24 protein-coding genes and 2 tRNA genes are annotated in these 26,224 nt (G+C 60.2%); 10 read left to right on the forward strand and 16 right to left on the reverse strand.

What is annotated here, in order from left to right:
- From BBOU_RS07935 to BBOU_RS08935, 5 genes are all read right to left on the reverse strand, one after another.
- Positions 1-663, reverse strand: a 663-nt coding sequence (locus BBOU_RS07935; RefSeq protein WP_035142650.1) for a hypothetical protein, incomplete at its 3' end; no start/stop codon positions are given.
- Positions 664-941: 278 nt separating this feature from the next.
- Positions 942-1,017, reverse strand: a tRNA-Arg gene (locus BBOU_RS07940).
- A gap of 80 nt (positions 1,018-1,097) precedes the next feature.
- Positions 1,098-2,054 carry a tetratricopeptide repeat protein gene (locus tag BBOU_RS07945; RefSeq protein WP_026503178.1) on the reverse strand — a complete coding sequence of 319 codons (957 nt, stop codon included), beginning with the start codon at positions 2,052-2,054 and terminating at the stop codon, positions 1,098-1,100.
- A gap of 124 nt (positions 2,055-2,178) precedes the next feature.
- Positions 2,179-3,180, reverse strand: coding sequence for a DUF8094 domain-containing protein (locus BBOU_RS07950; protein ID WP_026503179.1), 1,002 nt, complete (start codon positions 3,178-3,180; stop codon positions 2,179-2,181).
- A 1-nt stretch (position 3,181) separates the two neighbouring features.
- The gene (locus BBOU_RS08935) at positions 3,182-4,675 is read right to left on the reverse strand and encodes a hypothetical protein (RefSeq protein WP_051616834.1); all 1,494 of its coding nucleotides are present in this window, start codon (positions 4,673-4,675) and stop codon (positions 3,182-3,184) included.
- 157 nt (positions 4,676-4,832) lie between these two features.
- Between BBOU_RS08935 and BBOU_RS07960 the strand changes: the two genes are divergently transcribed.
- Positions 4,833-5,837, forward strand: coding sequence for an FKBP-type peptidyl-prolyl cis-trans isomerase (locus tag BBOU_RS07960; protein ID WP_152595588.1), 1,005 nt, complete (start codon positions 4,833-4,835; stop codon positions 5,835-5,837).
- Between the two features lie 123 nt (positions 5,838-5,960).
- Here BBOU_RS07960 and nucS read toward each other — a convergent pair whose 3' ends face one another.
- From nucS to BBOU_RS08010, 10 genes are all read right to left on the reverse strand, one after another.
- On the reverse strand, positions 5,961-6,665 hold the full coding sequence (gene nucS / locus BBOU_RS07965; RefSeq protein WP_026503181.1) for an endonuclease NucS: 705 nt from the start codon (positions 6,663-6,665) through the stop codon (positions 5,961-5,963).
- Between the two features lie 120 nt (positions 6,666-6,785).
- On the reverse strand, positions 6,786-7,103 hold the full coding sequence (locus BBOU_RS07970; protein ID WP_026503182.1) for a F0F1 ATP synthase subunit epsilon: 318 nt from the start codon (positions 7,101-7,103) through the stop codon (positions 6,786-6,788).
- Positions 7,103-8,587, reverse strand: a complete 1,485-nt coding sequence (atpD, locus tag BBOU_RS07975; protein WP_026503183.1) for a F0F1 ATP synthase subunit beta — start codon at positions 8,585-8,587, stop codon at positions 7,103-7,105. Before atpD ends, BBOU_RS07970 begins: the two co-directional genes overlap by 1 nt.
- A gap of 8 nt (positions 8,588-8,595) precedes the next feature.
- Positions 8,596-9,516: a F0F1 ATP synthase subunit gamma gene (locus tag BBOU_RS07980; protein WP_026503184.1), complete on the reverse strand. Its 921-nt coding sequence runs from the start codon at positions 9,514-9,516 to the stop codon at positions 8,596-8,598.
- Positions 9,517-9,519: 3 nt separating this feature from the next.
- Positions 9,520-11,148, reverse strand: a complete 1,629-nt coding sequence (atpA, locus tag BBOU_RS07985) for a F0F1 ATP synthase subunit alpha (protein ID WP_026503185.1) — start codon at positions 11,146-11,148, stop codon at positions 9,520-9,522.
- Between the two features lie 74 nt (positions 11,149-11,222).
- Positions 11,223-12,050: a F0F1 ATP synthase subunit delta gene (locus BBOU_RS07990; RefSeq protein ID WP_026503186.1), complete on the reverse strand. Its 828-nt coding sequence runs from the start codon at positions 12,048-12,050 to the stop codon at positions 11,223-11,225.
- 19 nt (positions 12,051-12,069) lie between these two features.
- A complete protein-coding gene (locus BBOU_RS07995) occupies positions 12,070-12,597 on the reverse strand; it encodes a F0F1 ATP synthase subunit B (RefSeq protein ID WP_026503187.1) in 528 nt (175 codons plus the stop codon).
- 60 nt (positions 12,598-12,657) lie between these two features.
- Positions 12,658-12,888, reverse strand: a complete 231-nt coding sequence (gene atpE, locus BBOU_RS08000; RefSeq protein WP_026503188.1) for an ATP synthase F0 subunit C — start codon at positions 12,886-12,888, stop codon at positions 12,658-12,660.
- Positions 12,889-13,109: 221 nt separating this feature from the next.
- A complete protein-coding gene (atpB, locus tag BBOU_RS08005) occupies positions 13,110-13,922 on the reverse strand; it encodes a F0F1 ATP synthase subunit A (RefSeq protein ID WP_026503189.1) in 813 nt (270 codons plus the stop codon).
- Positions 13,923-14,212: 290 nt separating this feature from the next.
- The gene (locus tag BBOU_RS08010) at positions 14,213-15,325 is read right to left on the reverse strand and encodes a homoserine O-succinyltransferase (protein ID WP_026503190.1); all 1,113 of its coding nucleotides are present in this window, start codon (positions 15,323-15,325) and stop codon (positions 14,213-14,215) included.
- 279 nt (positions 15,326-15,604) lie between these two features.
- Here BBOU_RS08010 and BBOU_RS08015 point away from each other — a divergent pair.
- From BBOU_RS08015 to BBOU_RS08045, 7 genes are all read left to right on the forward strand, one after another.
- Positions 15,605-15,678, forward strand: a tRNA-Met gene (locus tag BBOU_RS08015).
- Positions 15,679-15,832: 154 nt separating this feature from the next.
- On the forward strand, positions 15,833-16,117 hold the full coding sequence (locus BBOU_RS08020) for a hypothetical protein (protein WP_026503191.1): 285 nt from the start codon (positions 15,833-15,835) through the stop codon (positions 16,115-16,117).
- 367 nt (positions 16,118-16,484) lie between these two features.
- Complete coding sequence (locus BBOU_RS08025) at positions 16,485-18,029, forward strand: amino acid permease (protein ID WP_033490114.1); 1,545 nt, start codon at positions 16,485-16,487, stop codon at positions 18,027-18,029.
- A 91-nt stretch (positions 18,030-18,120) separates the two neighbouring features.
- Positions 18,121-19,128 (forward strand): asparaginase, encoded by a 1,008-nt coding sequence (locus BBOU_RS08030; protein WP_026503193.1) that lies wholly within the window; start codon positions 18,121-18,123, stop codon positions 19,126-19,128.
- Between the two features lie 202 nt (positions 19,129-19,330).
- Positions 19,331-21,493 (forward strand): maltotransferase domain-containing protein, encoded by a 2,163-nt coding sequence (locus BBOU_RS08035; protein WP_051616835.1) that lies wholly within the window; start codon positions 19,331-19,333, stop codon positions 21,491-21,493.
- A 115-nt stretch (positions 21,494-21,608) separates the two neighbouring features.
- Entirely contained in the window at positions 21,609-22,106 is a 498-nt protein-coding gene (locus tag BBOU_RS08040; RefSeq protein ID WP_026503194.1) for an inorganic diphosphatase, read from the forward strand.
- Between the two features lie 350 nt (positions 22,107-22,456).
- Positions 22,457-23,041 carry a manganese efflux pump MntP gene (locus tag BBOU_RS08045; RefSeq protein ID WP_026503195.1) on the forward strand — a complete coding sequence of 195 codons (585 nt, stop codon included), beginning with the start codon at positions 22,457-22,459 and terminating at the stop codon, positions 23,039-23,041.
- A gap of 387 nt (positions 23,042-23,428) precedes the next feature.
- Here BBOU_RS08045 and BBOU_RS08050 read toward each other — a convergent pair whose 3' ends face one another.
- A complete protein-coding gene (locus BBOU_RS08050; RefSeq protein WP_051616836.1) occupies positions 23,429-24,166 on the reverse strand; it encodes a hypothetical protein in 738 nt (245 codons plus the stop codon).
- Positions 24,167-24,405: 239 nt separating this feature from the next.
- On the opposite strand from BBOU_RS08050, the gene BBOU_RS08055 reads away from it, so the two are divergent.
- Complete coding sequence (locus BBOU_RS08055) at positions 24,406-25,152, forward strand: winged helix-turn-helix transcriptional regulator (protein ID WP_033490112.1); 747 nt, start codon at positions 24,406-24,408, stop codon at positions 25,150-25,152.
- 336 nt (positions 25,153-25,488) lie between these two features.
- Positions 25,489-26,157 carry an endonuclease III gene (gene nth / locus BBOU_RS08060; RefSeq protein WP_026503197.1) on the forward strand — a complete coding sequence of 223 codons (669 nt, stop codon included), beginning with the start codon at positions 25,489-25,491 and terminating at the stop codon, positions 26,155-26,157.
- Positions 26,158-26,224 lie beyond the last annotated feature (67 nt).

The following is a 26,224-nucleotide window of genomic DNA, read 5'->3' on the forward strand; positions in this document are numbered from 1 at the left end:
GACGCTTAATCCGGCGGGCGCCTGCTGTTGTGTCGTGACACTGAGAGAATACCGGGTTGCGGGCTGCAACTCGTTGACGGCCACACAAATGACTTGGACACCCGCCGGGTATGCGCGTCCAGTCATTTCGATCTGCTCGTTGAACTGGTATCGTAACCGGCCAGCCCAGTTGGCATCCCAGCCGATCAGATCATTGCCCAGCCCGTCAGCGGCGAGTTTGTTCCAATTGCCGTCGAACCGTGCTCGAAAATCCCGCGGATTGGTGCCGTACAAGCTGCGGTTGCGCAGGGACAACGCCACGCCGACCACGCGCGCCTGCCGTGCTTCGCCGTCGCTACGGTCGGCGATGGCGCGGGCGACGGCGTCCCTGCACGACCCGTAGAATTTCGGCTTGTTGCCACTCCACGTGGATAGCACGCCGCTGCGCACCAATGACTGGTACGCGTGGTCGATTGACGCTTCGCCCCACCCTTGCGCGGGTGCGGCACCATACTGCTTGTTGTCGAACAGATACAAGGCGTCATTGTCCGGCATCGGTCCACCCGACCCTGATATTCCCGCCCCTTGTGATCCAATGCCCGCCATGGCGGTGCCAGACGGGATGATCATGGCCGCGACCAGCATAATGGCCACGGCGGCGACGAATCGAATTCGGTTCATCATTCCCCCAAATATCAACGAAAGCCTCAGCTTTCACTTGTTCCCCGATGGGCTTGCCCCGACCACGGCATGCTCCCCGCATGTCGGTTGAACGGTCTATACGCACAACATTTCCGCGTCATGCCTGCTAATCGGTACGCCAGCGCCCCTCCGGCTGAACCAGACAGTATCGGCAATCCCCATTGCCGAATAAGACCCTTCATTGCCAGCGTACCATACCGGTCCCACGCCGACACGACGGATACGATAATGCCGCCACACCAAGAGGTGTGACGGCATGCTGGTGGGCTTGATGGGATTCGAACCCACGACCTTCTGTTCCGGAGACAGACGCTCTATCCACTGAGCTACAAACCCGTGCGGCAATCCACTGTACAGACATGTCCAGACACGTATCCGGACAATGGACTGTCTGCGGGTTCCACGTACCGCTTCGCTCAGTACATCAGCGTCGCCAGCCGGCGGCGGGCGCGCTTGAGCCGCTCATCGCCCGACTCAGGAATAGCGAAATACTCCAGCAGACGCTTGCGTACCGGTTCAATCTGGTCGCGGTGCCCTGCGGCAAGATAATCCAGCAGACGTCCGAAAGTGTCTTCGATTTGCCCACCGATCATATCGATGTCCGCAACCGCCAGCTGGGCTTCGACATCATCCGGATGCGCTGCCGCGGTAGCACGCACAGCGCGGACATCGGCGTTGCCGGAACGGGCGAGCAGCAGCGCTTTGGCGCGTTCACGCGCGGCGAGCGCATCGTGCGGATCGGACTCCAAGACACGCTCATATGCCGCGGCGGCACCCGCATAATCGCCTTCCTGGGCGAGGCGGTGCGCTTCGGCATGCTCGGGCGGTACAGCGTCGGCGGCAGGGGTATCAGCGGTCTGTTGGGCATCCGGATCACCGGAATATGGTGCGGTACCGTTGACCCCGGCCTTATGTGCCACTTCAATGAGCTTAGGAATAACCTGGTCGACGATCTGCTGCTGTTCCTCGGCGCTTGGCAAGCCTTCAAGCAACGGCATCGGACGACCGCCAATCAGCCCGAACAATGCCGGGATTCCGCGCACTTGGAACGCTTGGGCGATGGTCGGCGACGCGCCGGCATCGATACGGACCAGCTGAATCTGACCGTTGAGCTTGTTCACCGCATCGGCGAGTGCGCGAGCCATCGGGAACAGGCGGTCATCGGTCGGCGTCCACAAGAGCAGCAGAATCGGGAATGTGGCCGAGGTCTGCACCATTGCTTCAAAGGTGTGCTCAGACACGTCGACCACGTACGCGCCAGCAGCGGGAGCGCCGCCAGCCTGACCGGGTTCGGCTTTCACCTGATGCTGCATCGATTCAAGATCAACGGCCCCGGCGAGGGAAATACCGGGATTGATTTTCTGGTCTGCCATGTCGCCTCCATAATCCTTTGACTAGCAATCCTGCGACTCTTTTCAACTTAGTGTGGCGGCCGGCCGTACGCGGCTGCTTCTCCGCGGAGCTAAAGCGCAGCGGCGGCCGTATCCGTACCGGCGGTCAAATCGCCTCGACTTTGACCGGCTGACGTTCCGCTCCGACCGCGGTGATTTTCTGGTGGGATCCGGCCGGCGGCACGTACAGGGCGATGACGTTGACATACGTGACTTTCATCGTGCTGGTTGCCGTACCATTGCCGAACAGCGCTTTCTCAGAGTCGGAAGCCGGCTGGGATTCACGCCCTTCACCGGCTTGGCGGGTCCACTCCGAGTTGATTTGCGCGACCACCAGATCACCGCCATCGCTCGAACGCATGACTTTGATTTGCCCGTTGACCGCTTCGAAGGTCTGCTGCTGGGTTCCGGCGTTGCGTTCCATACCTTCCTGAACGGTTTGGGAAAGTTTGGTCAACTCCTGACGGAAATAGTCGTCAGTGAATTTCGAAGCGTAGGGGCTGCTTGAACCGTTTTGCAGCACGTCCGCGTATTGGGTGACCGCTTGTTGCGGTGTGGCCACCAGTCCGGTGTCTTTGGCGGTGCCCATTTGCGCGCCGATGGAGGTGACCGGGAATTTCGGCAGTTTCGCACCTTGGAAAAGTCTGGCTACTCCCCACAGCTTGTAGTTGCTGTGCGCGTTGTCCTGCACCATGACCAGCAGGCGCTGGGACTGCTGATCTGAGGTGGTTGTGGTGATGGTGAATATCGAACGCGGCCAGCCTGAATCCGTGGGGATGACAGCCTGGGTCATCTTCGAAGGAATATTGGTTTTCGCGTCAAGCGCACCCGTGGTTTGGGCGATGGTGATTTCACTGGTGCGGATGGCCAGTTCGGGGCCTGACATGCGTTCGTCGAGTCCGTCAACGCTTTTCGCACCGTTCGCCGCATTGACGACCTTGAGTATCTTCGCGCGAATCCGCCGCTCTTGGGCCGCCGTCACATCCGGCTTGTCGGTATGTTCGGCGCTGGCGGCGGGTTGCGGGATCTGGCCTTCGCACCCGGCAACCGTCATCATGCATACTGCGGCGAGTGCAGCCGCTGCGATCCTGGTGATACGTGAGGTCATGCTACTCCTTGATGCTCTCCTGTTCGCCGCCGTCGGCCCCATCGTGTTCCTGCTGTGCCGCCCATCGTGCGAAATACGCTTGCAGTTCCTTGGGGTCGATCACCGAAGTCGCTTCGACATTGACCTGTGCGGGAGCGTGCGTGCGAGCGCTGCGCAATCCGGTGGACTGCGACGACGTGGGGTTGGCGGTCGCATCGTCTTGGGGTTGGGCTTCGGCAGCCTGCTTGGGCTCGTCGTTCTCGCCTGGCGTGTCCGCGGCGGCGGGTTGCGCACCCGCTTGGACGCTTTGGGCGCTGCCCGGATACCATGTTTCGTTGAGCGAAGCGTAGGAATGTGCGGCATCGGCGGATACCTGCCGATCGTGGTCGCCGGGATGCTCAGGGCGCACATGATGCGGGTGACGGCGAGGCTGATAGGCGGCCGGAGGATTGTCGCTCCCAGTTGTCTCGGCGTCGTCCGCCGGTTCGGCGGCATCATGCCCGGTATGGTCTGCGGATGCGGGTGATGCGTGTTCTTCTGGTTCGCCTACGGGTTGCGGTTGTTCGGCCGGTTGCGCCTGCTGGATGTCAGCCACCAGGTTGCGTGACAGCGGGTCGATGACGACCGGTGTGCCGGCATCATGCGTCTCATCGGCGTTCGACGCTGCGGTTTCTTCAACAGGGGTACCGGCGGCATGGCGCCTGCGCGGCTTGGAGCTTCGGCGCGGCGCCAACTTGTGTTTGAGCTGCCGCCAACTGCCGGCGAATGCTTCAGCAATGGTGATTTCTTCAGGCTCGACCGGCTTGGGTTCGCTGGCGCCCTTGCGTCGCTTGCTGATCGGCATCGCGAATACTGATGCGGAGAGCACCGTCATCACGGCGAGCAGGCCGGCGATGAAATACAGGGGGGTCGCGAAATCCGGAAGCTGTTCACGCACCCAATGGATGGTCACCGTTGATTTCGCTTTGGCCGATCCGGTATCGATCAACGCGATAACATCGGAGGTTGCAGCTGTCGCCGGCAAGGTCACATGCCCGTCGTCACTGCATGTGACCGACCGCCACATATCCGAGGATTCAAACGTCACCGACTGGTCATCCTGTATTGCGGTCCCCGAGGCCTTCTGACGGCTCGTCGTCAGCGTCTGCCAATCCGACATGCCGGTGATACGGGTGTACGTGTGGCCGGCCAGCCATCCTGCGGCGTCTTTTCGTGTCGCCAAGGCGACACAGGCACGGGTTTTCGCTGAACCGTTGTCGCGTACCACCAGTGTGGAGCGGCTGCTTACCATGGACAGCACTCCCGGGTCGGTCATCATATATCTGCCGGACACGTCCGCCGACGCGGCAATCTCACTCGATGGACGCCATACCGTGGCATTGAGCGCGCCGAATGCGACGCACGCAACGGCAAGCAGACCGAACACCGGTGCGACGATACCACGCATGATCCTGGCATGACGAGACGGCCGCTCGAATGCGACATGATCTTCGTGTGCTTCACGTGTTTTCGTCATAACCCCTATATTCTACAGGTACCTCCACACTTCACCTGCGCCCCGGGCGTACCTCCACCAGGCCGCCCCACCTCCACGGCGACACCCGTGCGCGAGAGCATTCATCATCTTGGGGGCATCCGGCGGCTTATCATGGTCGACGTCTACTGTGGTACGCATGCATATCTCACCAAGACTGCGTCATGCAACGGCGCGCATCGTCTCCATCGTATGTGTCGCCGGCCTGTGCCTCGGCGTATCAGCATGCGGTTCCGGCGATTCATCATCCTCCGCTTCCGCCTCATCATCGTCTTCGGCAAGCTCCAGCTCTTCGAGCTCCACCATGAGTCAGATCGCGGGCGTCACTGCAACCGGTGAGCCGGGTAAGAAGCCGACGGTGAAATTCCATACCCCGATGACCGTGCAAAACAACACGTACGCCGTCTTGCAGAAAGGCAACGGTGCCACCGTACAGGACGGCGACCGTCTGTGCACGCAAGGTACCGTGTACAACGCGAAAGATGGTTCCCAGACCATGAGCACGTGGGAAAAGAACACGCCGGACTGTTCCATCGTGCTCAATACGAATACGACGAACGAATCCTACTACAAGGTATTCGTCGGGCAGAAAGTCAACGCGACCATCGCTTTTGGCGTCAATGACCAGAATTCGTCCGGTACCTCGTATCTCATGGTGATGACCATCATCTCCCGTGCGAAGGCTTTGAGCCGGGCTGAAGGCAAGACAGTCACCAACATCCCGTCGAATCTGCCGAAAGTGACGCTCGCCAGCAACGGTAAGCCTTCCTTGGAGCTCAACGGCTACCAGCCTGACGGCAAGCTTGTCGTCCAGCCGCTGATCAAAGGTGAGGGTGCTGCCGTCAAGTCCACACAGACCGTCGATGCACAGTACACCGGCTGGTATGCGAACAGTGACGGCACATTGCACCAGTTCGACTCCTCGTGGGATCGCGGATCATCAGCGCAATTCTCACTGTCCCAGGTCATCACCGGATGGAAGAACGGCTTGACCGGGCAGACCATCGGCTCTCAGGTGCTGCTCGTCATCCCACCTGATCTGGGGTACGGGTCGACCGATCAGACTGACAGCTCGACCGGCAAGGTGACCATCCCGGCGAATTCGACCCTGTATTTCGTGGTCGATATCCTCTACGCCTACTGATTGCCGGCAATTCGCGAGGATCGGCGGTGGCGGTGACACCATTGCGCGCCGCCACCGACCCTTATATACCAACTGGTTACGCTGAGCGGGCGCTCAACGTAACCAGTTGGTATATATGGGGACTTAGAAGAGACGCAGAGTCCCGTCTTCCTGCCCCTTCATATCGTCATAATCCAAAATCAGGCATTCGAAGCCGCGCTCATGGGCGAGCGTGCGGGCTTGTGGAGTGATGGTCTGTGCTGCGAAAATGCCGCGAACCGGAGCAATCAGCGGGTCACGGTTGAGCAGTTTGCAGTAGCGTGTCAACTGTTCGACACCATCAATGCCGCCATGCCGTTTGATTTCTATGGCCACATGCGCGCCATTGCCGTCAACCGCCATGATATCGACCGGCCCAATAGCCGTAGGATATTCACGGCGGACAAGTTTCGCACCTTCGCCAATCCGCTCGATCTGCTCGGCCAGATAGCGCTGCAGGTGGTCCTCGACCCCGTCCTTGACCAGGCCGGGATCCTCGCCCAAATCGTACGTATGGTCAGCGTAGATATGCTGCAATGTGATCTCCAGCACGTCATCGCTTTTCTCCGCGCACACACGCAATACGCGTTCAGGAACCGGGGTATCCGGATCGTCATCGGCATCAGGCGGGTCGATCTGCCTGATCGTACATGGTGCCGCCATCCAGTTCAACGGCTTGTACGAGCCGAGTTCCGAGAAAATCAGCACACTGTTATCCGCTTTCACCAGCAGTACGCGCTTGGCCAATGGGAGCGACGCGTTGAGCCGTCCCGAATACTGCGCGCTGCAATCCGTCACAATAATTCTCACAACCGATAGCCTAACAGGCGTGTGAACGCAACATACCCGGCAGCCGCACCCAGCGGACAACGTACAAGGCCGCGGCATCATTCGAGATGATACCGCGGCCTTGTCGTATGCTTGACGCCGTCAGTTTTCGGTTCCCGGTGCGTCGCCTGCCGCACCCGGACCGGAAGTCTGGACCACGTCATGTCCGCGCTCAACCGCAACGGTGAGTTTGTTCGAATCGAAGGAAATGAATCCATCGGTGACATCGAAGGAATGCCGCACACCATCAGGGTCTACTACCGCGACCGTGCCGTCCTTGATGACGGTAAGCACCGGTTCGTGGTTCGGCAGGATGCCCATCCCGCCTTCGGACGCCGGAATGGTGACGGACTTCGCCGTGCCGGACCACAAGGGGCGGTCCGCCGCGACGATGTTCACCTGCATGGTTGTGCCCGCCATCAGTCGCCGTATTCCTTCTGCATGTCATGCCACTTCTTCTCGAGGTCATCGATACCGCCGATGCCGGAGAAGGCCTGTTCAGGAACGTCGTCATACACGCCGTCGCAGATGCGGGTGAAGGCCTCGATGGTCTCGTCCGCAGGGACATAGGAGCCCGGACGACCGGTGAATTTCTCCGCCACATAGAAGTTCTGGCCGAGGAACTGCTCGATCTTGCGGGCGCGGTTGACGATGGTCTTGTCTTCCTCGCCGAGCTCGTCGATACCGATCAGGGCGATGATGTCCTGCAGCTCCTTGTTACGCTGCAGAATCGCCTTGACACGGTTGGCGCACTCGTAGTGAGCCTGGCCGACATACCGCGGATCGAGGATGCGCGAGGTGGAAGCCAGCGGATCGACAGCCGGGTAAATACCCTTTGCTGCGATATCACGCGAAAGCTCGGTCGTCGCGTCCAAGTGGGCGAAGGTCGTTGCCGGGGCCGGGTCGGTGTAATCATCCGCAGGCACGTAAATAGCCTGCAGCGAGGTGATCGAGTGGCCACGGGTCGAGGTGATGCGTTCCTGGAGCGCGCCCATCTCGTCGGCGAGGTTCGGCTGGTAACCCACAGCGGAAGGCATACGGCCAAGCAGCGTGGACACCTCGGAACCGGCCTGGGTGAAGCGGAAGATGTTGTCGATGAACAGCAGCACGTCCTGGTTCTGCACATCACGGAAGTACTCCGCCATGGTCAGTGCGGTCAGCGGGACACGCAGACGCGTCCCCGGAGGCTCATCCATCTGGCCGAAGACCAGCGCGGTCTTGCTGAGCACGCCTGCCTCCGCCATTTCGCCGATCAGGTCGTTGCCTTCACGGGTACGCTCGCCAACGCCGGCGAACACGGACACGCCGCCGTGGTTCTGCGCCACGCGCTGGATCATTTCCTGGATCAGCACCGTCTTGCCGACGCCTGCGCCGCCGAACAGGCCGATCTTGCCGCCCTGCACGTACGGAGTCAGCAGGTCGATGACCTTGATGCCGGTTTCGAACATCTGGGTCTTGGACTCCAACTGGTCGAATGCCGGCGGATTGCGGTGGATTGGCCAGCGTTCCTTGATCGTGATGGTCTCGTCGGGCTTCTTGTTGAGGATATTGCCCGAGACATCGAACACATGCCCCTTGGTGACGTCACCGACCGGGACCTCAATCGGGCCGCCGGTATCGGTCACCTCAGCGCCGCGCACCAAGCCGTCAGTAGGCTTGAGTGCAACGGCACGCACGGTGGAGTCGCCAAGGTGCTGCTCCACTTCCATGGTGATCTGGTGAAGTGTCTCACCCTCCGTGTTGCCCACATTGTTGAGCTTCACGGTCAGGGCGTTGTAGATGTCGGGCAGGTGGCCTACCGGGAACTCGACGTCGATGACGGAACCCTGGACGCGCGTCACGCGTCCGACGTTCACCGCTTCGACGTCGGTTTCGGAAGCCGCTGTGGTCTGGTTCTCAGCCATATGCGTTCCTACTCTTCCTCTTTGTTCAGCGCGTCGGCGCTGCCGATGATTTCGGTAAGTTCTTGGGTGATCGATGCCTGGCGCGAGGCGTTGAGCTTGCGCGTCAGCTCGTCGACAAGGTTGCGTGCGTTGTCCGTGGCCGTATGCATGGCGTTCTGGCGGGATGCTGTTTCCGATGCCGCCGAAGTCAGCAGGCACTCGTGAATGCGCGACTGGATGTACTTCGGCATAATCGCGTTCAGCACCTTTTCCAGGCTCGGTTCAAAGGTGTACAACGGGGTCGCCTGCGCTGCGGTGGATTCGGGGATCGGGCCGGAATCCTGTCGTGCTTCCGGCACGACTTCGACCGGCAGCATGCGCAGAACACGAACCTTCTGCACAACCATGTTCACGAATTCGGTGAATACGATGTACAGTTCCGAGACTCCACCCTGATCCGCGGGCTTCATATACGCGTCCAGCAGGGTCTTGGAAATCGATTCCGCGACTTCCACGCCCGGCTTGTCGCTGTCGCCTTCCCACGAAGCCGCCACCTGACGGTTGCGGTACTTGTAGTAGGTGACGCCGCGGCGACCGTACACATACAGCTGCGGTTCCTTGCCCTTGTCCGCAAGACGGGCGAGCAGGGATTCCGTTTCCTTGATGATCGACGAGGTGTACGCACCGGCCATACCGCGGTCCGACGTCAGAGCCAGCACGGCGACGCGTGGGTTCTTCTCGTCGGACTTCACGATTGGATGGTCGATATGGGTGTGCTCCGCCAACGCTTGCACGGCATCGAAAATCGCATCGCTGTAAGGCTTGGCGTTCAGCGCCACCTCACGCGCCCTCGCGATGTGCGAGGACGCGATCATCTCCTGGGCGTTGAAGATCTTCTCCAACGACTGGGTTGAGGCGATTCTTGATTTCAATGCGAGTTGCGAGCCCATGGGTCACTTCTCCCCTGCGACGATCTTTTCCTGCTCGACCGGGGTGTCGGTCTTGGCGACGGGCTTCTTCTCGATAAGCGGCTTGCCGGCCTTCGTCACGTACGTGGCACGGAAGTCATCAACGGCCTGTTCAAGGGCCTTTTCCGTGTCGGCGGTGAAATCACCGGTGTCACGAATCGTCGTGAGGATGTCCGTGTTGTGGGCGACGTAGTCGAGCATGCCCTTCTCGAAGGGAAGCACGTCCGCAAGTTCGAGGTCGTCGAGCTTGCCATGCGTACCAGCCCAGATCGAGACGACTTCCTGTTCCATCGAGTACGGGGACATCTGCGGCTGCTTGAGCAGCTCGGTCAGACGCGCGCCACGGGTCAGCTGGGCCTTGGATGCGGCATCCAGATCGGAGGCGAACATCGCGAAGGACTCGAGCGACTTGTACTGCGCCAACGAGATTTTCAGCGTGCCGGAGACCTTCTTCAGCGCCTTCGTCTGTGCCGCACCACCGACACGGGACACGGAGATGCCGACGTCGACAGCCGGTCGCTGGCCAGCGTTGAACAGGTCGGACTGCAGGAAGATCTGGCCGTCGGTGATGGAAATCACGTTGGTCGGAATATAAGCCGACACGTCGTTCGCCTTGGTTTCGACAATCGGCAGACCGGTCATCGAGCCGCCGCCCAAATCGTCGGACAGCTTGGCGCAGCGTTCCAGCAGGCGGGAGTGCAGGTAGAACACATCGCCCGGGTAGGCTTCACGCCCCGGCGGGCGGCGAAGCAGCAACGAAATCGCTCGGTAGGCTTCAGCCTGCTTGGACAGATCATCAAACACGATGAGCACATGCTTGCCGTGATACATCCAATGCTGGCCGATTGCGGAACCCGTGTACGGCGCAATGTACTTGAAACCAGCGGAATCGGATGCCGGGGACGCCACGATGGTCGTGTACTCCATGGCGCCAGCCTCTTCAAGGCTCTGACGCACGGAGGCGATGGTGGACCCCTTCTGGCCAACGGCCACGTAGATGCAGCGCACCTGCTTCTTCGGGTCTCCGGACTTCCAATTGTCCTTCTGATTGATGATGGTATCGATCGCGATGGCGGTCTTGCCGGTCTGGCGGTCGCCGATGATCAGCTGACGCTGGCCGCGACCAATCGGGGTCATCGCGTCGATTGCCTTGAGGCCGGTGGACAGCGGCTCGTCGACCGGATGACGGTGCATCACGTCCGGAGCCTGCGCCTCGAGAATACGGCGGCCTTCGCTCTTGATCTCGCCGAGGCCGTCGATAGGCTGGCCCAGCGGGTTGACTACACGGCCGAGGTATCCGTCGCCGACCGGTACGGACAGCACTTCGCCGGTACGGCGGACTTCCTGACCCTCCTCGATGCCGGCGAAGTCACCGAGGATGACCACACCGATTTCGCGGGCGTCAAGGTTGAACGCCAGACCAAGCGTGCCGTCCTCAAAGGTCAGCAGCTCATTGGCCATGCAACCAGGCAGTCCCGTCACGTGCGCAATGCCATCACCACACGTCGCGACATAACCGACCTCCTGGGTCGGATTGTCAGACGGCTTGTAGGACTCGACGAAATCGTCGAGGGCCTTGCGTACCGCGGCGGGATCAATGGTAAGTTCTGCCATGATCACTCCTTATTGTTCTTGTTCATGTAAGTCTTTCGCGCTTTCACACGGAAACGACTCGTGCCACTACCCGTTCAGGCGGTGACCTGCACGCTGCGCTTGAGCTTGTTCAGCTGGGCGATTACCGTGTTGTCGTTGACCTCGTGGCCGATCTGCACGCGCATGCCGCCCAACACCGTCGGATCGACAACCGAGTTGATATGCACGGCATGGCCGGTGCGCTTGGTGTAGATCTTGGTCAGCCGGTCAACCTGCTCGTCCGACAGCGGGGCGGCGGTGGTCACGGTGACCATCGATTCGCCCATATGGCGCGACAGCTTGTTGATCAGCCACTGGATGGTGGCAAGGTAACGGCGGTGCCGCGGATTTTCCGTGGCATGCTCGGCAAGGCGCATGGTGACCTTGCTGATCTCATTGCCGGACAACACGTTGTGCAGCAACTCGACGCGCGCCTCTACCGTGGAATGCTCGTCGTACAAGCGGGTGCGAACCACCGGCATGTTGAGCAACGCCGAATGCAGCTCGGCGAGCTCCACCGATACCTTCATGGTGGTTCCGGTCGCGTCCGCATAGTACATCATCGCATCCACGCCGAAATCTTCGACCGCATTCGCGATATCATGCGGCTTGCTCCACCGGCGCTGCACCAGATCGTCAAGGATCTCGACGGTCATCGGATGGGCTTTGCCTCCAAGCAGCGTGTGTACCATGGTGGTCTTGTCGGCAGCGGGACGTGCGGGGTCGGTCAGCGCCCGTTCGACCTGGATATTGTGGTCGAGCAGATCGGTGACGGCGAACAGCTCGTTGCCCACACGCCAGGCATCCTCACCGGTCGCCTTCAGTTTCGGCGCCAGCGAGTCACGCGAGACGCGGTCTGCGATGCGTGATGCCTCTCCTCGCATGTAATCTCACTTCCTTCGCTTACTTGTTGCTGTCTGCATCCATCTCGTCGATCATCTTGTCAAGCATCTGCGTCTGAGTGGCGCTCGAGCTCAACTCCGATCCGAGAATCTTGCCTGCCAGAGCCGTAGCCAGCGTGCCGACCTCACCCTTCAAGCTCACCAGAGCCTGCTTTTGCTGGGATTCAATCGAGCGCTGCGCGTTTTCAGTGATCTGGGCTGCATCGGATTCAGCGCGCGAACGCGCATCAGCGATGATATGGGATGCTTCGGCACGGGCGTCGTCGCGGATCTTGGATGCCTCGACACGCGCCTGACTGAGCTGATCCTCATACTTCTTCTTGGCCTCGTCAGCGTCTTTCTGCGCTTTCTCGGCCTGTTCCATACGACCTTCGATCTTGGCCGCACGGGCGTCGAAGACAGCTTGGAACTTCGGCATGATGTACTTGTAGAAGCAGACCGCGATGACAACGAGAATGACCAATGACCACACGATGTCATACGTTTCAGGCAAAAACAGTGCAATACCGTTTTTCTCTGCCAGTGGCATGGGTGTTCTCCTTTCCTGCTCGGGTTTCTACTTGATGGTGATTCGTCCTATCAGGCCGAATCACATGGTCATGACGAATGCGACGAAGCCCAGCAGGCCGAGCAGCTCGATCAGAGCCAGGCCAATGAACATCAGGGTCTGGATACGGCCGGCGACCTCAGGCTGGCGAGCGGTGCTCTCCAAAGCCTTGCCGACCAGGATGCCCATGCCGATGCCAGGGCCGATGGCGGCGACGCCATAGCCCAGAACGCTGATGTTGCCGGCGACCTCGGCGAGAGTGATGATATCCATGTGTTGTCCTTTCTTACCGAAATGTGACATGGTATACGGCTCCGCGTCGCGGGGCCGAAGGTTGTGTCTTGCCCGGTGCTCTACAACACCGGTGCATTCGCTTCATTCAATTATGGCGCATCGTTCATCACGATGCCGGGCAGACACGGCCGCTATGGGCAGTCGCGTCTGGCACCGCTGCGATCCGTCACGTGACACGTATGGCGCGCCACGCATGTCGATCACTCGACTTCCGGATAGCTCTGGTTGATGTACACCGTCGAGAGGATCGAGAACACGTACGCCTGAAGCGCCGCGACGAACATCTCGAAGCACACGAACGCGAAACCGCCCAGCAACCACAGCACGCCGACAGGCTTGACAGCCCAGTTCGACGCCTCGATGAGATAGAACTGTGTGAACGCCAAGCAGGTCGCGACCAGCAGGTGGCCTGCGATCATATTGGCGAACAGACGGACGGTCAGCGAGAACGGACGAATAATCAGCGCCTCAAGCAGGTTGATCGGGCCGAGAATGATATCAATCGGCAACGGGACCCCCGGAGGCATGAGCTCGCCGCGCAGATATTGAAGGAAACCCTTCTCCCGGCAAGCGGCAATCCAGTATTGGACAAACGTCCATAGTGCGAATACCAGCGGCATGGTCACGGTGGCGGTCGCCGCCATGTTCATGCCCGGAATGATGCCACACAAGTTGAACACAAAAATCGTGAAGAACAGGGTGGTGATCATCGGTACATATCGGCGACCGCGTTCCTCGCCCATCACCTGATACACGATGTTGTCGCGGACGAACTCGAGCAGCGTCTCAATCAGTCCCTGCCAACGGCCAGGAACGAGTTTGGCACGCTTCGCCGTTATGCACATCACCAGCAACAGCACGATAGTGGCAACGATTCGGATGAGAATGATGCGGTTAATGGCGAACGGCGTGCCCTGGAACAGAATCGGATCGGGAAGAAAATCGTCGACCGAAGGCAGTTCAGGACCCGCTTTGGCCGCAAGCACGAGCTGCGTGCTGACTTGTGACACCATCTACGCCTCCTACTTCTCGTAACAGCTGTCAGTTTAGCCCAACGCCCTGAGCGAATGTGACCAACGGGTTACGGCACAAACGCGCACGGCGTGGCGAGGAGGTCGGACACCGACGGGGTCGGTGCCTGCCTTCGACTCCGAACGGCTATGTGGTGATTGTACGACGTTTTCCTGTGCCGTAGCGACATTTCTTTCACATTCTCAAACCGTTTTTAGATAAAACAGTTTGAATTGCCGAACGCTACGCAAGACGTTGCTATCCGGTATGTGGACACCGCCCGTATCGGAAGTCAGGCGTCAGAGCCGGCGGCTACAGGCCCTGCCGGCCTCGGCGATGTCGCGGACCGCACTCGTTCGTCCTGAGCATAATCACCCTCGATCAAACCATATCCGTCCGTGATCATCGGAGCGTACCCGTCGCGGCGCGGCGCGCCCGGAGCATGGCGGATCGACCGATCTGTACCCAGCCGCTTCTGCGCGCGCAATTGCGGAATCTCACGCAAATCGTACGGCGTGGTCTGATACACCCAGTTCAGCCAGTTGCGCCACAGCAGGTTCGCGTGTGCACGCCAGCTGAACAGCGGTTCGAGCTTGGGATCGTCATGCGGGAAATAGTTTTCCGGGAACGGCACGTTGGTCAACCCCTTGGCCATATCACGCTCGTATTCCTCAGCAAGCGTCATCTTGCCGTACTCCCAATGGCCCAGCGCGAACACTTCAGAAAAGTCGCGTGTCGCAATCAGGCCCGGGCCAGACTCAGGCCCCCACGTGAGCACCTGCAAATCAGGATTCGCCGCAATATCATCCTCATCCACGCCTGCAAGACGGGAATGCGGTTGCAACGCGATCTCGTCGAACCCGTTGGTCAGGAAGCAGTATTCGTCCTGCAGATATTGCGGGTAGACGCCGAACAGCTTTTGCGGCAGCAAATGTTTGCGCACACCGTACCGATAATGCAAGGCGCCCATCGCGCCCCAGCACAGGTACATCGTCGAGAACACGTGCGAACCAGCCCAGTCAAGAATCTCTTTGAACTCATCCCAGTAATCGACCTGTTCGAAGTCCAGATGCTCCACCGGCGCTCCGGTGACTACGAAACCGTCATAATAATTGTCGCGGAACGCGTCCAGGTTCTCGTAGAACTTGACCAGATGGTCGGCGCTGACATGCTTGGACTCGTGGGTCGAGGTTTTCATGAAATCGACCTCGACCTGCAGCGGGGACTTCGAAATCAGCCGCAACAGTTGGGTCTCGGTTTCAATCTTCTTAGGCATGAGATTCAAGATCACCAAGCGCAGCGGGCGCACGCGCTGGCGCTCAGCTTCGGGTTTCTCCAGCGCGAAAATGCGCTCGGAGTCAAGGATGGCACGTGCGGGCAGGCCGCTTGGAATCTTGATAGGCATGGTTCCATTATCCCCGTTGACCTGATATGTGTTTGGTGTCGGCTGAAATGTGACCGGGCGGGACGGACAGACCGTAATGTCGGGCCCGTTATGCCCGGCATCGGTCGTTGTGCGAGCGAATCCTCATACAAGCACCCCACGCGCCGCCAACCGGCTCCGGCGCATATCCGTACATTCGTGACAGCTGTCCCACACCATCCGCTCTGAGCTGAACGGCACGCCGATTTGACAATTCCCTGTCGTTCGATAAAGTAGATGACTGCTGCTTGAGGCAGCCGACGCGGGGTGGAGCAGCTCGGTAGCTCGCTGGGCTCATAACCCAGAGGTCCATGGTTCAAATCCATGCCCCGCTACGGAATCCTTCGAAAACCGTGATTCGACGCATGCCGGTCACGGTTTTCGCATATTCAGGCGATGGAACGGTCCAGGCACGCACCCGTCAACGGCACCAGAACGCAGATTCGCCGCGGATGTGCCACCAATAGCCAGACAGCAAAGGTAAAAAACATGGCTTTGTACCGACCGCTCCAACCGATGGCGCCGCTGATCGCACTCACGCTCGGATCACTGTCCGCCGTATCACTCGCACAAGGCATCGTCACCGTGTCATCACATGCCAGCACTTCCACAATCATGGAGATCATCGCCGGCATCATCGGCCTCACCTTGACCATGTGGGTCATCATCGCCATGCGCACCACCCCCGACGACGATGACGACGATGACACGTTCGACAACAGCGATGTCATCACCCGCGACGCCCACACTGACACCACCACTATCGAGCGGTAGGCGTCCCGCTTATCCGCGCACTTCGGGACGCCGGGAAAGACCCGGTATAACCGAAGCCATCCCGAATGCCCCGGCGCATGGCGGATTCCAAACGATTCGCGGGAGCACCCCGGATCGCGCGCATCGAATCCATACCACGCATACGGCGCAAGGTTGCAGCGCAGCAACCCGGAAGCGATACCGGCAGAATCAGACACGTCGGTGAGATGATGCGACTGCCTGGTACAACGCCGCGCTATCATTGCCATCAAACGTTTGACACAATCGAGGGGCGAACGCTTCCGCCAACGGCATTCCCGCCGCACCGATTCACGTGCGAAACCGGGAAAGACACGGCTCCTCCAACAGAAAACAGGAACGCAACACGATGGCAACACCACACCCCGGGCAGTCACCCGCACCAGCCAACCCCACGCCTCGAGCATCGGCAACGGCGGCAACCCCAAGCGCCCAAACAACCCAGGCGGTCGATAAAAGCGACGCCGGCTACGCCAAAGACCTCAAGCCGCGCCACATCCAGATGATCGCCATCGGCGGCTCCATCGGTACCGGCCTGTTCCTCGGCGCGGGCGGACGCCTCGCCCAAGGCGGCGCCGGCTTGACCATCGCGTATGCGGTGTGCGGCATTTTCGCGTTCCTCATGGTCCGCGCGCTCGGCGAACTGGCGATCCGACGCCCCTCCTCTGGCGCGTTCGTGTCCTACGCACGCGAATTTCTCGGCGAAAAAGGCGCGTACATCACCGGCTGGCTGTTCTTCCTCGACTGGTCCACTACCGTCATGGCGGATATCACCGCAGTCGCACTGTATTTCCACTACTGGCAGGCGTTCAAGGCCGTTCCCCAATGGGTGCTCGCCTTGTGCGCGCTCGCCGCGGTGTTCGCGCTCAACATGCTGAGCGTCAAGGCGTTCGGCGAGGCCGAATTCTGGTTCGCCGCCATCAAGGTATTCACGATTCTCGCGTTCATGCTCATCGCCATCTGGGCGATTATCACCGGCGCCCCGGTCGGACAATACCATGCCGGCCTGCATAACATCACCGAGCACGGCGGATTCTTCCCTGAAGGCATCGCCCCCGTGTTCGCGCTGACTCTCGGCGTGGTCTTCGCATTCGGCGGCACCGAAATGGTGGGTGTCGCGGCAGGCGAGGCGAAAGAAGCCCAGCAGGTCCTGCCCAAGGCCATCAATTCCATGATCGTGCGTATTTTCGGCTTCTACGTCGGTTCGGTCATTCTCATGGCACTCGTACTGCCATATACGGCGTATTCGTCAAATGAATCACCATTCGTCACCTTCTTCGCGGGTGTCGGCATCCCCCATGCCGGCGACGTCATCCAAGTCGTCGTGCTGACCGCCGCACTGTCGTCGCTCAACGCAGGCCTGTACGCGACCGGCCGCACACTGCGCTCGATGGCGATTGCGGGTTCCGGCCCGAAATTCGCCGCCCGCATGAACAAGAACCACATTCCGTACGGCGGTATCATCATCACGTCAGCGCTCGGCCTGATCGGCGTCATGCTCAACGCAGTGCTGCCCGCCAACGCCTTCGACATCATCATGAATCTTGCCGGCATCGGCATCGCCGGCACATGGTCGTCGATCCTGGTGACCCATCTCGCGTTCCTCAAACGCGTCAAAGCCGGCAAAGAGCAGCGCCCCGCATACCGGATGCCGGGAGCACCGTTCACGGATTATCTGGCGCTTGTGTTCTTCGCCATCGTCGTCATCTCAAATCTCACGAGTACGTCCGGCAGGTGGACACTTGCGATGTTCGCCGTGGTTGTGATCGCGATGGTCATCGGCTGGTATGCGGTACGCGGGCGGATCGACGGCAGTTTGATGGACGAAATCCTTGACAATGATGAGGATGAGGATTCCATCGAAGAGCTGAGCGACGATTTCGCCGCCGCTTGATTCCACGCGATCGGGCAAATCAGAATCATTCCGGCAATCAAGACAAGACGTAGGATACTCGAAGAACACGGCAGAACCGCAAGGAGACAGGATGCGTATTCATATCACCTATACCGGCGGCACCATCGGCATGATCGAATCCGACCATGGGCTCGTTCCCGGCGCCGACATGCGCGGATGGCTGCACCGCTTGCTCGGTGAAAGCGACGAGCTGAGCGATGGGGATGTTACTCTCACTGAACTTGACCCGCTGATTGACTCGTCGAACGCGACCCCGGAAAACTGGCAGTCGATGATCGACGATCTGTGGGCCCATCGCGACGAGGCCGACGCGTTCATCGTGCTCCACGGCACCGATACGATGAGCTACTCCTCTGCGGCGTTGTCCTATGCGCTCACCGGTTTCGGCAAACCGGTGATCTTCACCGGATCGCAGCATCCGCTCGGCAAAATCGAATCCGACGCGACCGCGAACATGACCGGCGCGCTTAACGCCGCGCTGAGCGGCCGCGCCACCGGCGTGTCTTTGTTCTTCGGTCATCACCTGTTCGCTGGCAATCGCGTGACCAAAGCCTCGAGCTGGGCATTCGAAGGGTTCAACTCCCCCTCCACCGGTATGCTCGCATGCACGGGCACACCGTGGCAGTGGGAATCGTTCGACAATCCAGGCGAAGGCTGGCCAAACCCCAAACCGTACACGCGGCATGATGTGGCGGTCATCGACACGGTTCCCGGCATGAGCGCCAAGCGGCTGGCCGCCATGCTCAATCCTCTACCCGAAGCCGTATTACTACGCGCCTACGGTGTGGGGAACATCCCCAGCCTTGAACCGGGATTTGCCGACGTCATCACGGACACACTCGACTCAGGAGTCCCCGTCATCGTCGCCTCGCAATGCGAACAGGCGAACGTGCTGCTCGGGCATTATGAAACCAGCAACGCCATCGCGCAGGCAGGTGCGGTCGGCACCGGCGATATGACGCTCGAAGCGGCATATGCGAAAGTGGTGTTCCTGCTGTCACAAGGGCTGAGCAGCTCTGAATTATCCGCATGGATGGGTCGTTCCATCGCCGGTGAAATCACCCTGCAACATGACTGAGCCGCCAATCCACTGCTTCCGCCGACGCTCAGCGCCCGCTCAGCGTCGGCGGAAGCAGCACGGCAACCATGCACCGTGTTTACGGGACACCCTGCGCAGACCGCGGCGGGAAACGCAACGAGACCTGAATTTCTAGGGAATTTTCCGCATGTTGCGCTTGTCAATCATGCACACGTAACGAAAACGTTCATACAATAGCGGTATGACCGAACAGAAGAAGGCAACAACAGCCGCTACGACAACAACAGCGGCGAACACCACTACATCACGCAAACGCACGACCCGAAGCAAAGCCGCCGCGACGGTTTCAACCGCTTCGGTGCACACCGCGACCAACAGCTTCGGCCGCATCGCGATTGTTGATGTCACCCCACACAGCGAAACCCCGGCACGCGTTGAACTTGGCGAACAATTCCATGTCAGCGCCCAACTCGCCGCCGAACAGGGACTGACACTCGCCGCCACCGCAATCGTACGCAACCCGCGTGGCAAGGAAACCATGCGCCGCACCATGACCTGCACCAACCCCGGTCTGAGCCGCTGGGAAGCCGACGTGCAGGCCGGTCAGCCAAGCGACGCCCGCCCATGGCAGTCCGGCTGGTCGGCAGTCAAACGCCAGCTGGGCGATTGGACAGTCAGCATCGAAGCATGGCTCGACCCGTACGACGTATGGCTCAAGCAAGCCAAAACGGCAGTCGATGCCCACGACGATGTCGAGAACATGCTCAATGCCGGCGCGACTCTGCTGCGCCGCTGGGCTTCGACCCGCGACGCACACCTGACCGCCAGCGAGCGCAGCACACTGAAGAAGGCCGCCGACACGCTGGATGACCGTGCACTGTCGGTTGTGGAACGTTTTGCAGCGGCCACTGGCGATGATGTCGTGGCGTTGTACGAGGCCAAGCCGCTGCGCGACGGTGTGTCGGAAAGCGCGCCGCGCACGTTCCACGTGGAACGTCCTGCGTCCAGTTTCACCGCTTGGTATGATTTCTTCCCGCGTTCCGAGGGTGCCGCGGATGATGATGCGGCCGGGTTCACGCGTCCCGGCACGCTTGCCACTGCAGTGTCCGGTCTGGAACGTGCCGCAGCTGAAGGCTTCGACACGGTATGTCTGCCTCCGATCAGTCCGATCGGCGTGACCGGCCGTCGCGGCCGTAACGGAGCCGCCCATGCCGGTGCCCACGATCCAGGTTCCCCGTACGCTGTCGGCTCGGCTGACGGTGCTGCGGACAGTGTCGACCCGGCGCTCGGCACGATGGATGATGTCCGAGCGTTCACGGCGAAGGCCCATGAGCTGGGTCTTGAAGTAGCTTTTGATGTGTCGTTGTTCGTGTCACCTGATAATCCGTGGATTGCCAAGCATCCTCAGTGGGTGCGCCGTAAGGCTGACGGCACGCCTGCTGCCCCGCTCGACCCGCAGGCGAAGCGCGACGATATGGTCCCGCTTGATTTCGATGCTGATCCTGACGGTATTGTCAAGGCGATTGTCCACACCTTGGACGTGTGGGTGAAAGCCGGTGTGACGGCGTTCCGCGCGGTCGAACCGTACCGTTGGCCGGCGCAGGCATGGCAGCGGATCATCGAACAGACCCGCCACACGCATCCGGAGGTGCTGTTCCTCGCGGAATCCTTCACCGCACCCGCGATGATGGGCGCGCTGAGCCGCGCCGGCTTCACCCAGTCGGACTGCTACTTCCCGTGGCGCAACACCAAGCGCGAGCTGGAAGAGTACCTGTTCGAGGCGAACAGTGATGCCGCGTACACACAACATGACACATTCTGGCCGTCCACGCATCGTATTCTCACTGATTATCTGCGCGATAACGGTATCGCCGGCTATGCGATCCGCGCGGTGCTCGCCGCGACGGGTGTGCCGAGCTGGGGCATCGCCAGCGGTTATGAGCTGGTCGAGAACAAACAGCAGCCGGGCACGCAGATGCCTGAGGACCCCGAGGAATACGAGATTCGCGTGCGCGACTGGAGCCAGGCCGGCAAGTACGGTATCGCGGAGCTGTTGACGTCGCTCAACGCGATTCGCAAGCGTCACCCGGCAGTGCGCAGCTATCATAATCTGACGATTCTGGACAGCCCGGATGCGAATATTCTCGCGTTCGCCCGCCATACGCCCGCCGAGCTCACGGCTGACGGCAAACCGGACACGTTGATCGTGGTCGTGAACCTTGACGGTCATGAGGCGCACCAGTCCATGATCCGTCTCGACCCGACCGCATTCGGTCTGCCCGCCGGCGAACCGTTCACTGTGGTGGACGAACTGACTGGACGCACGTTCACGTGGACGAATGACAACTACGTCTCGCTTGCCCCGTGGGCGGACGTCGCGCACGTGCTGAGCGTCAAGCGGTAATTCGGTGAGACATTCGACACTCGGTAGACGGCGCAATCCGTCTCGTATGACATACGTGCCGGGTACCGAGTATCCTGAATAACGGAAATCCTGCTGTCTATCAAGGAGATTCGAAATGGCAGAAACCTTCAATGTCGTTGTGGAGATTCCGCGCGGTTCCAAGAACAAGTATGAAGTGGACCATGAGACTGGCCGCATCTTCTTGGATCGTACGCTGTTCACTGCTATGGGCTACCCGGATGACTACGGCTACATCGACGGCACGCTGGGCGAGGACGGCGATCCGCTGGACGCGCTCGTGATGATCCCGAATTCCGTGTTCCCGGGCTGCGTGGTCGAGTGCCGCGCCGTCGGCCTGTACCACATGGTTGACGAGGCGGGCGGCGACGACAAGGTGCTGTGCGTGCCTGCCGACGTGCGTTTTGACGACATCAAGGACATCGACGATGTCAACGAATATCACAAGGCCGAAATCAAGCACTTCTTCGAGCAGTACAAGGCTCTGGAGCCGGGCAAGGAAGTCCTGCCGGGAGATTTCTGGGCTGGCGCCGACAAGGCTGAGGCTGAGATCAAGGCTGCGCGCGAGCGTCTCGCCGCTTCCGAAGCCAAGTGACGCATACGGTTCAGCTTTCGGTTTGAGGCTCAGGATCGGATGACAATCACCTAGGCTTCCTGCCGAATCGAACTTTACGCGCACGCTCTCAGGAAAGGGGCCGTCCCGATTGGGGCGGCCCCTTTCGTGTATCTCCGCACGCGTGATCCATGCCATTGAGACCATCCGCGTCATCCACAGTTGTCTTTCCGTGGCAAACGACTATACTTGACTGGGTAATTTCGACATGCGTACAGATTCACGGGAATTCAAAGCCGCCCCTACGCCGGCAGTCGCAATGTCGGACCGTAAGGCGTAGGCGGCACACCGTCGAGGCCCATCCGCGCCGCGGATGAACCCATGTAGTGACTATGACATCAGCTTCCTCTATCGCGGGAATTCTTCTTATCGCCGTATCCCTGTCCATGGACGCGTTCGCCGTGTCCATCGGCAAGGGTCTGACCGTACGCCGGGTGCGTCCGCTGGACGCGCTGAAAACCGCCCTGTGGTTCGGTGGGTTCCAGGCGTTGTTCCCGCTACTCGGCTATCTGGTGGCCGACACCTTCAGCGCATACGTGACGGCCGTGGATCATTGGATTATTTTCGGCCTGCTCGCGCTGATCGGTGGCAATATGATTCGCGAAGCGTTCGAAGAGGATGACGAGAACGCGCGCGAAACCCCGCAGTTTGATTGGCAGCACATGCTGCCGCTCGCCATCGCGTGCAGTATTGACGCGTTCGCCATCGGCGTGAGTTTCGCATTCATGAAGGTGAATATCGTGTGGTCGGTGCTGGTGATCGGCGTGGTGACCGGCACATTTTCAGCCGTCGGGCTGCATATCGGCCACGTGTTCGGCGCCAAATGGCAGAAGCCGTCGCAGATTGCGGGCGGCGTGATTTTGATCCTCATCGGCCTCAAGGTGCTGCTCGAGCATCTCGGCGTCATCGCTTGGTAGCGACAGGCTCGCGTCGACGGGCATCGACCGATAGCACCCCAACTCGGGGTTCCCGACCAACATCATGCCCGGGATATCCGAGACGGACCGGCACCCGCAACAAGATGCCGCACATACATCCCCAATCGCACGACGCTGCAGCGCACTTCACCCGGGATATCGAAGAAATCATCGCATCGTCCAGACGCCGGAGCAGCAATCACACGACACCCGGCATATAGAGCCGCTTCTCCGTAATCTTGCCTGAAATACCACTACGATTGCGGGAATCCGCCCCCGGAACATCCCGGCAACCGCGAGTTGCAAGCAAACTGCAACCGCCGCACACGGGAACCCCTAAAAAATCACTTCGCATCATCGGGGCCCGCAGTGGAAGAGCGCGAAAAATCAGCCCGCAATACCAAACTGGCACAACAACAACGCCAGCGTCGCCGCGAACGCCACCAACCCCAGCAGCATCACCGGCAGCAAAGCGATTCCAATCCACGGAGCCGGCACAGCGGGATCCGGGTCGAAATCCTTCAGCCAATGCCGCAACGCGACCACCATAAGCACCACCAACGCCAGTGCGACCACACACACCGCGTCAGCCGCCCAGAACCGCGCACCACCAAACGGATGCGCAGAAGCGGCAACCACAATAAACAGCCAGCCTGGCATACTCGCCATCGCCACCACACCAGTCAAGCTCTGCGACAACGACCGTACCAGATCCGTACGCTGCTCCCGAGCCATTTGACGGGCGAAACCAATCACCGTGAACGCCGCAAGCAGGAACACGTACACGCAAGCCCAACGGATAAGCGGGCCCGCAGCAACAGCCAACTTGCCGGTCGTGTGCAACGGCGGATACAGCACTCCACTGCCCAGCGCATTGAACGCGAACACGAACGAAACCAGCCCCGCAAGCACGCCAAGCATCCGGTCGACCCACGTGCCGCGGAACGGCCAAAACACAGTGAACGCAACCATCGCCACAACACACAGCGGCACTTCAAGGAACAACGCAAACTGACCGAGCAGACTTGCACCAATCAACAGCACCAGCGCAATAATCTGCACGGCAAGCACACCACCATACGGACGACGCGGAAGGGTGGTGTCAGATGAGGCCTGCTGTGTCATGGTATTCCTTCCGCCGACGGATGATCGTATCCCGCTGCGCATCGTCGCGCGCCGGGATGGCCCACAATGTTATGGGCATGTTACCGGCATGTGACATCGCAGCATGTGCAAAGCATCATTGTAGCCACAAGCTCCCCCATTCTCCGCCATATGAGAGCACGATGAGGAATCGAAACGGTTGCCATAACATTACAGCTGTAAACTGTGTGAAAACCACGATTCGACCGGAGGGATGCAACATGACTGATTTAACGTTGATGACCTCTGCCAGCGACCCGGCATCCGTTCTGCCTTCCCTTGCCCTACTGTCCCACAGGGTGCGTGTGCTGCCGATGGATGCGGCGAGCTTGGTGAAGATGCCTGAAAGCACCGTCCTGTTCCTGGACGCTCGAGACGATCTGGCCACGGCGAAAACCCTGTGCCGTCTGATCCATGCCTCCGGTCTGTCCACGCCGATCGTACTGATTCTCACTGAGGGTGGATTCACGGTCATCAACTCCCAATGGGGCATCGCCGACGTCGTTGTCGCCAACGCTTCCCCGGCCGAAGTCGAAGGACGCATCCGGCTGGTCACCGAACGCGGCAACATGCCATCAGGCATCCAATCCAACGACAACAGTCCGCAAGACACCGACGGTCTGATCCGCTGCGGCGATCTGGTCGTTGACACCAACGGATACACCGCCAGCCTGCACGGGCACCCGATCGACCTGGCATACAAGGAATTCGAACTGCTCAAATACCTGGTCCAACATCCCGGCCGCGTGTTCACCCGCGCCCAACTGCTGCAAGAGGTATGGGGCTACGACTACTACGGCGGCACACGCACCGTGGACGTGCATGTGCGACGCTTGCGCGCCAAACTCGGCGGCGAATACGAGCATGTCATCGGTACCGTACGCAACGTCGGCTACCGTTTCGACCCGCCGGAAGACGACAAGGACGATTCCGCGGCACGCGCGAACGCCACATCGAAAGCGGCGTAAACCCGACCACTTGGTATCCGCCATATGTGAGCCGATCCTCACACACCGGACGTTTCGGACACCCAACCCAGCCAAGTTCAGCCTCTCAACCGGTTGCTGTGTGAAGAAATCCTCACACAGAGCCCGTTTCACACCTTGGAAATCCCAATTCAGCCCATTCAAGCGGTCGTTGTGTGAGCCAATCCTCACACACCCGCCGTGCAACCGTCGCCACGGCATACGCTCCACGGGCCATTGCCGTCCCCACCACCCTGTCAGCCCCACTGCGCAGACAAATCCGCCATAGGCGTACGGGCCGCGGTTGGGCGGAGGGCCGCCATGCCTTATCATGCGGATATGGCCAGCGAAAGCAAACGACACCGTCTTCAACGCATGCACGACGAATACCGGATCCTGTGCGAAGAAATCCCCGCCCCGGCGTGCGCACTGCACTTCACGAACCCCTTCGAACTGCTGACCGCGACCATCCTGAGCGCCCAAACCACCGACAAACGAGTGAACACGGTCACGCCCGCGCTGTTCTCCCGCTACCCCGGCCCAGCCCAACTGGCCGCCGCACGGGTAGAGGATGTCGAAGACATCATCAGGCCGCTGGGCTTCTACCACGCCAAAACCCGCAACATCATCGCAATGGCGCATGATGTGCACGAACGGTTCGGCGATACCGTCCCGCACACCATGGACGAACTGACATCACTGCCCGGCGTCGGACGGAAAACCGCAAACGTGGTGCTCGGAAACGCGTTCGACATCCCCGGTTTCCCCGTTGACACGCACGTGATCCGCGTGACCGGACGCCTGCGCTGGCGCACCGACTGGAGAAGCACCCACCCCGACCCGGTACACATCGAACGCGAAATCACCGCATGCTTCCCACCCGAAGAATGGACCGACCTGTCGCACCGGCTGATTCTGCACGGCCGGGCGACATGCCACGCACGCAAACCAGACTGCGCCGCCTGCCCGCTCAACGCCACCTGCCCCAGCGCCGGCACCATCGGGTGAGTCAGACCGCGGTTCCAAGGTTCCAAGGCTCCAAGCAAACGCAACCAACATATCGGCACGGCGCACG

Origin of the sequence: Bifidobacterium boum (assembly GCF_000741535.1) — a bacterium.
Classification (GTDB): Bacteria; Actinomycetota; Actinomycetes; order Actinomycetales; family Bifidobacteriaceae; genus Bifidobacterium; species Bifidobacterium boum.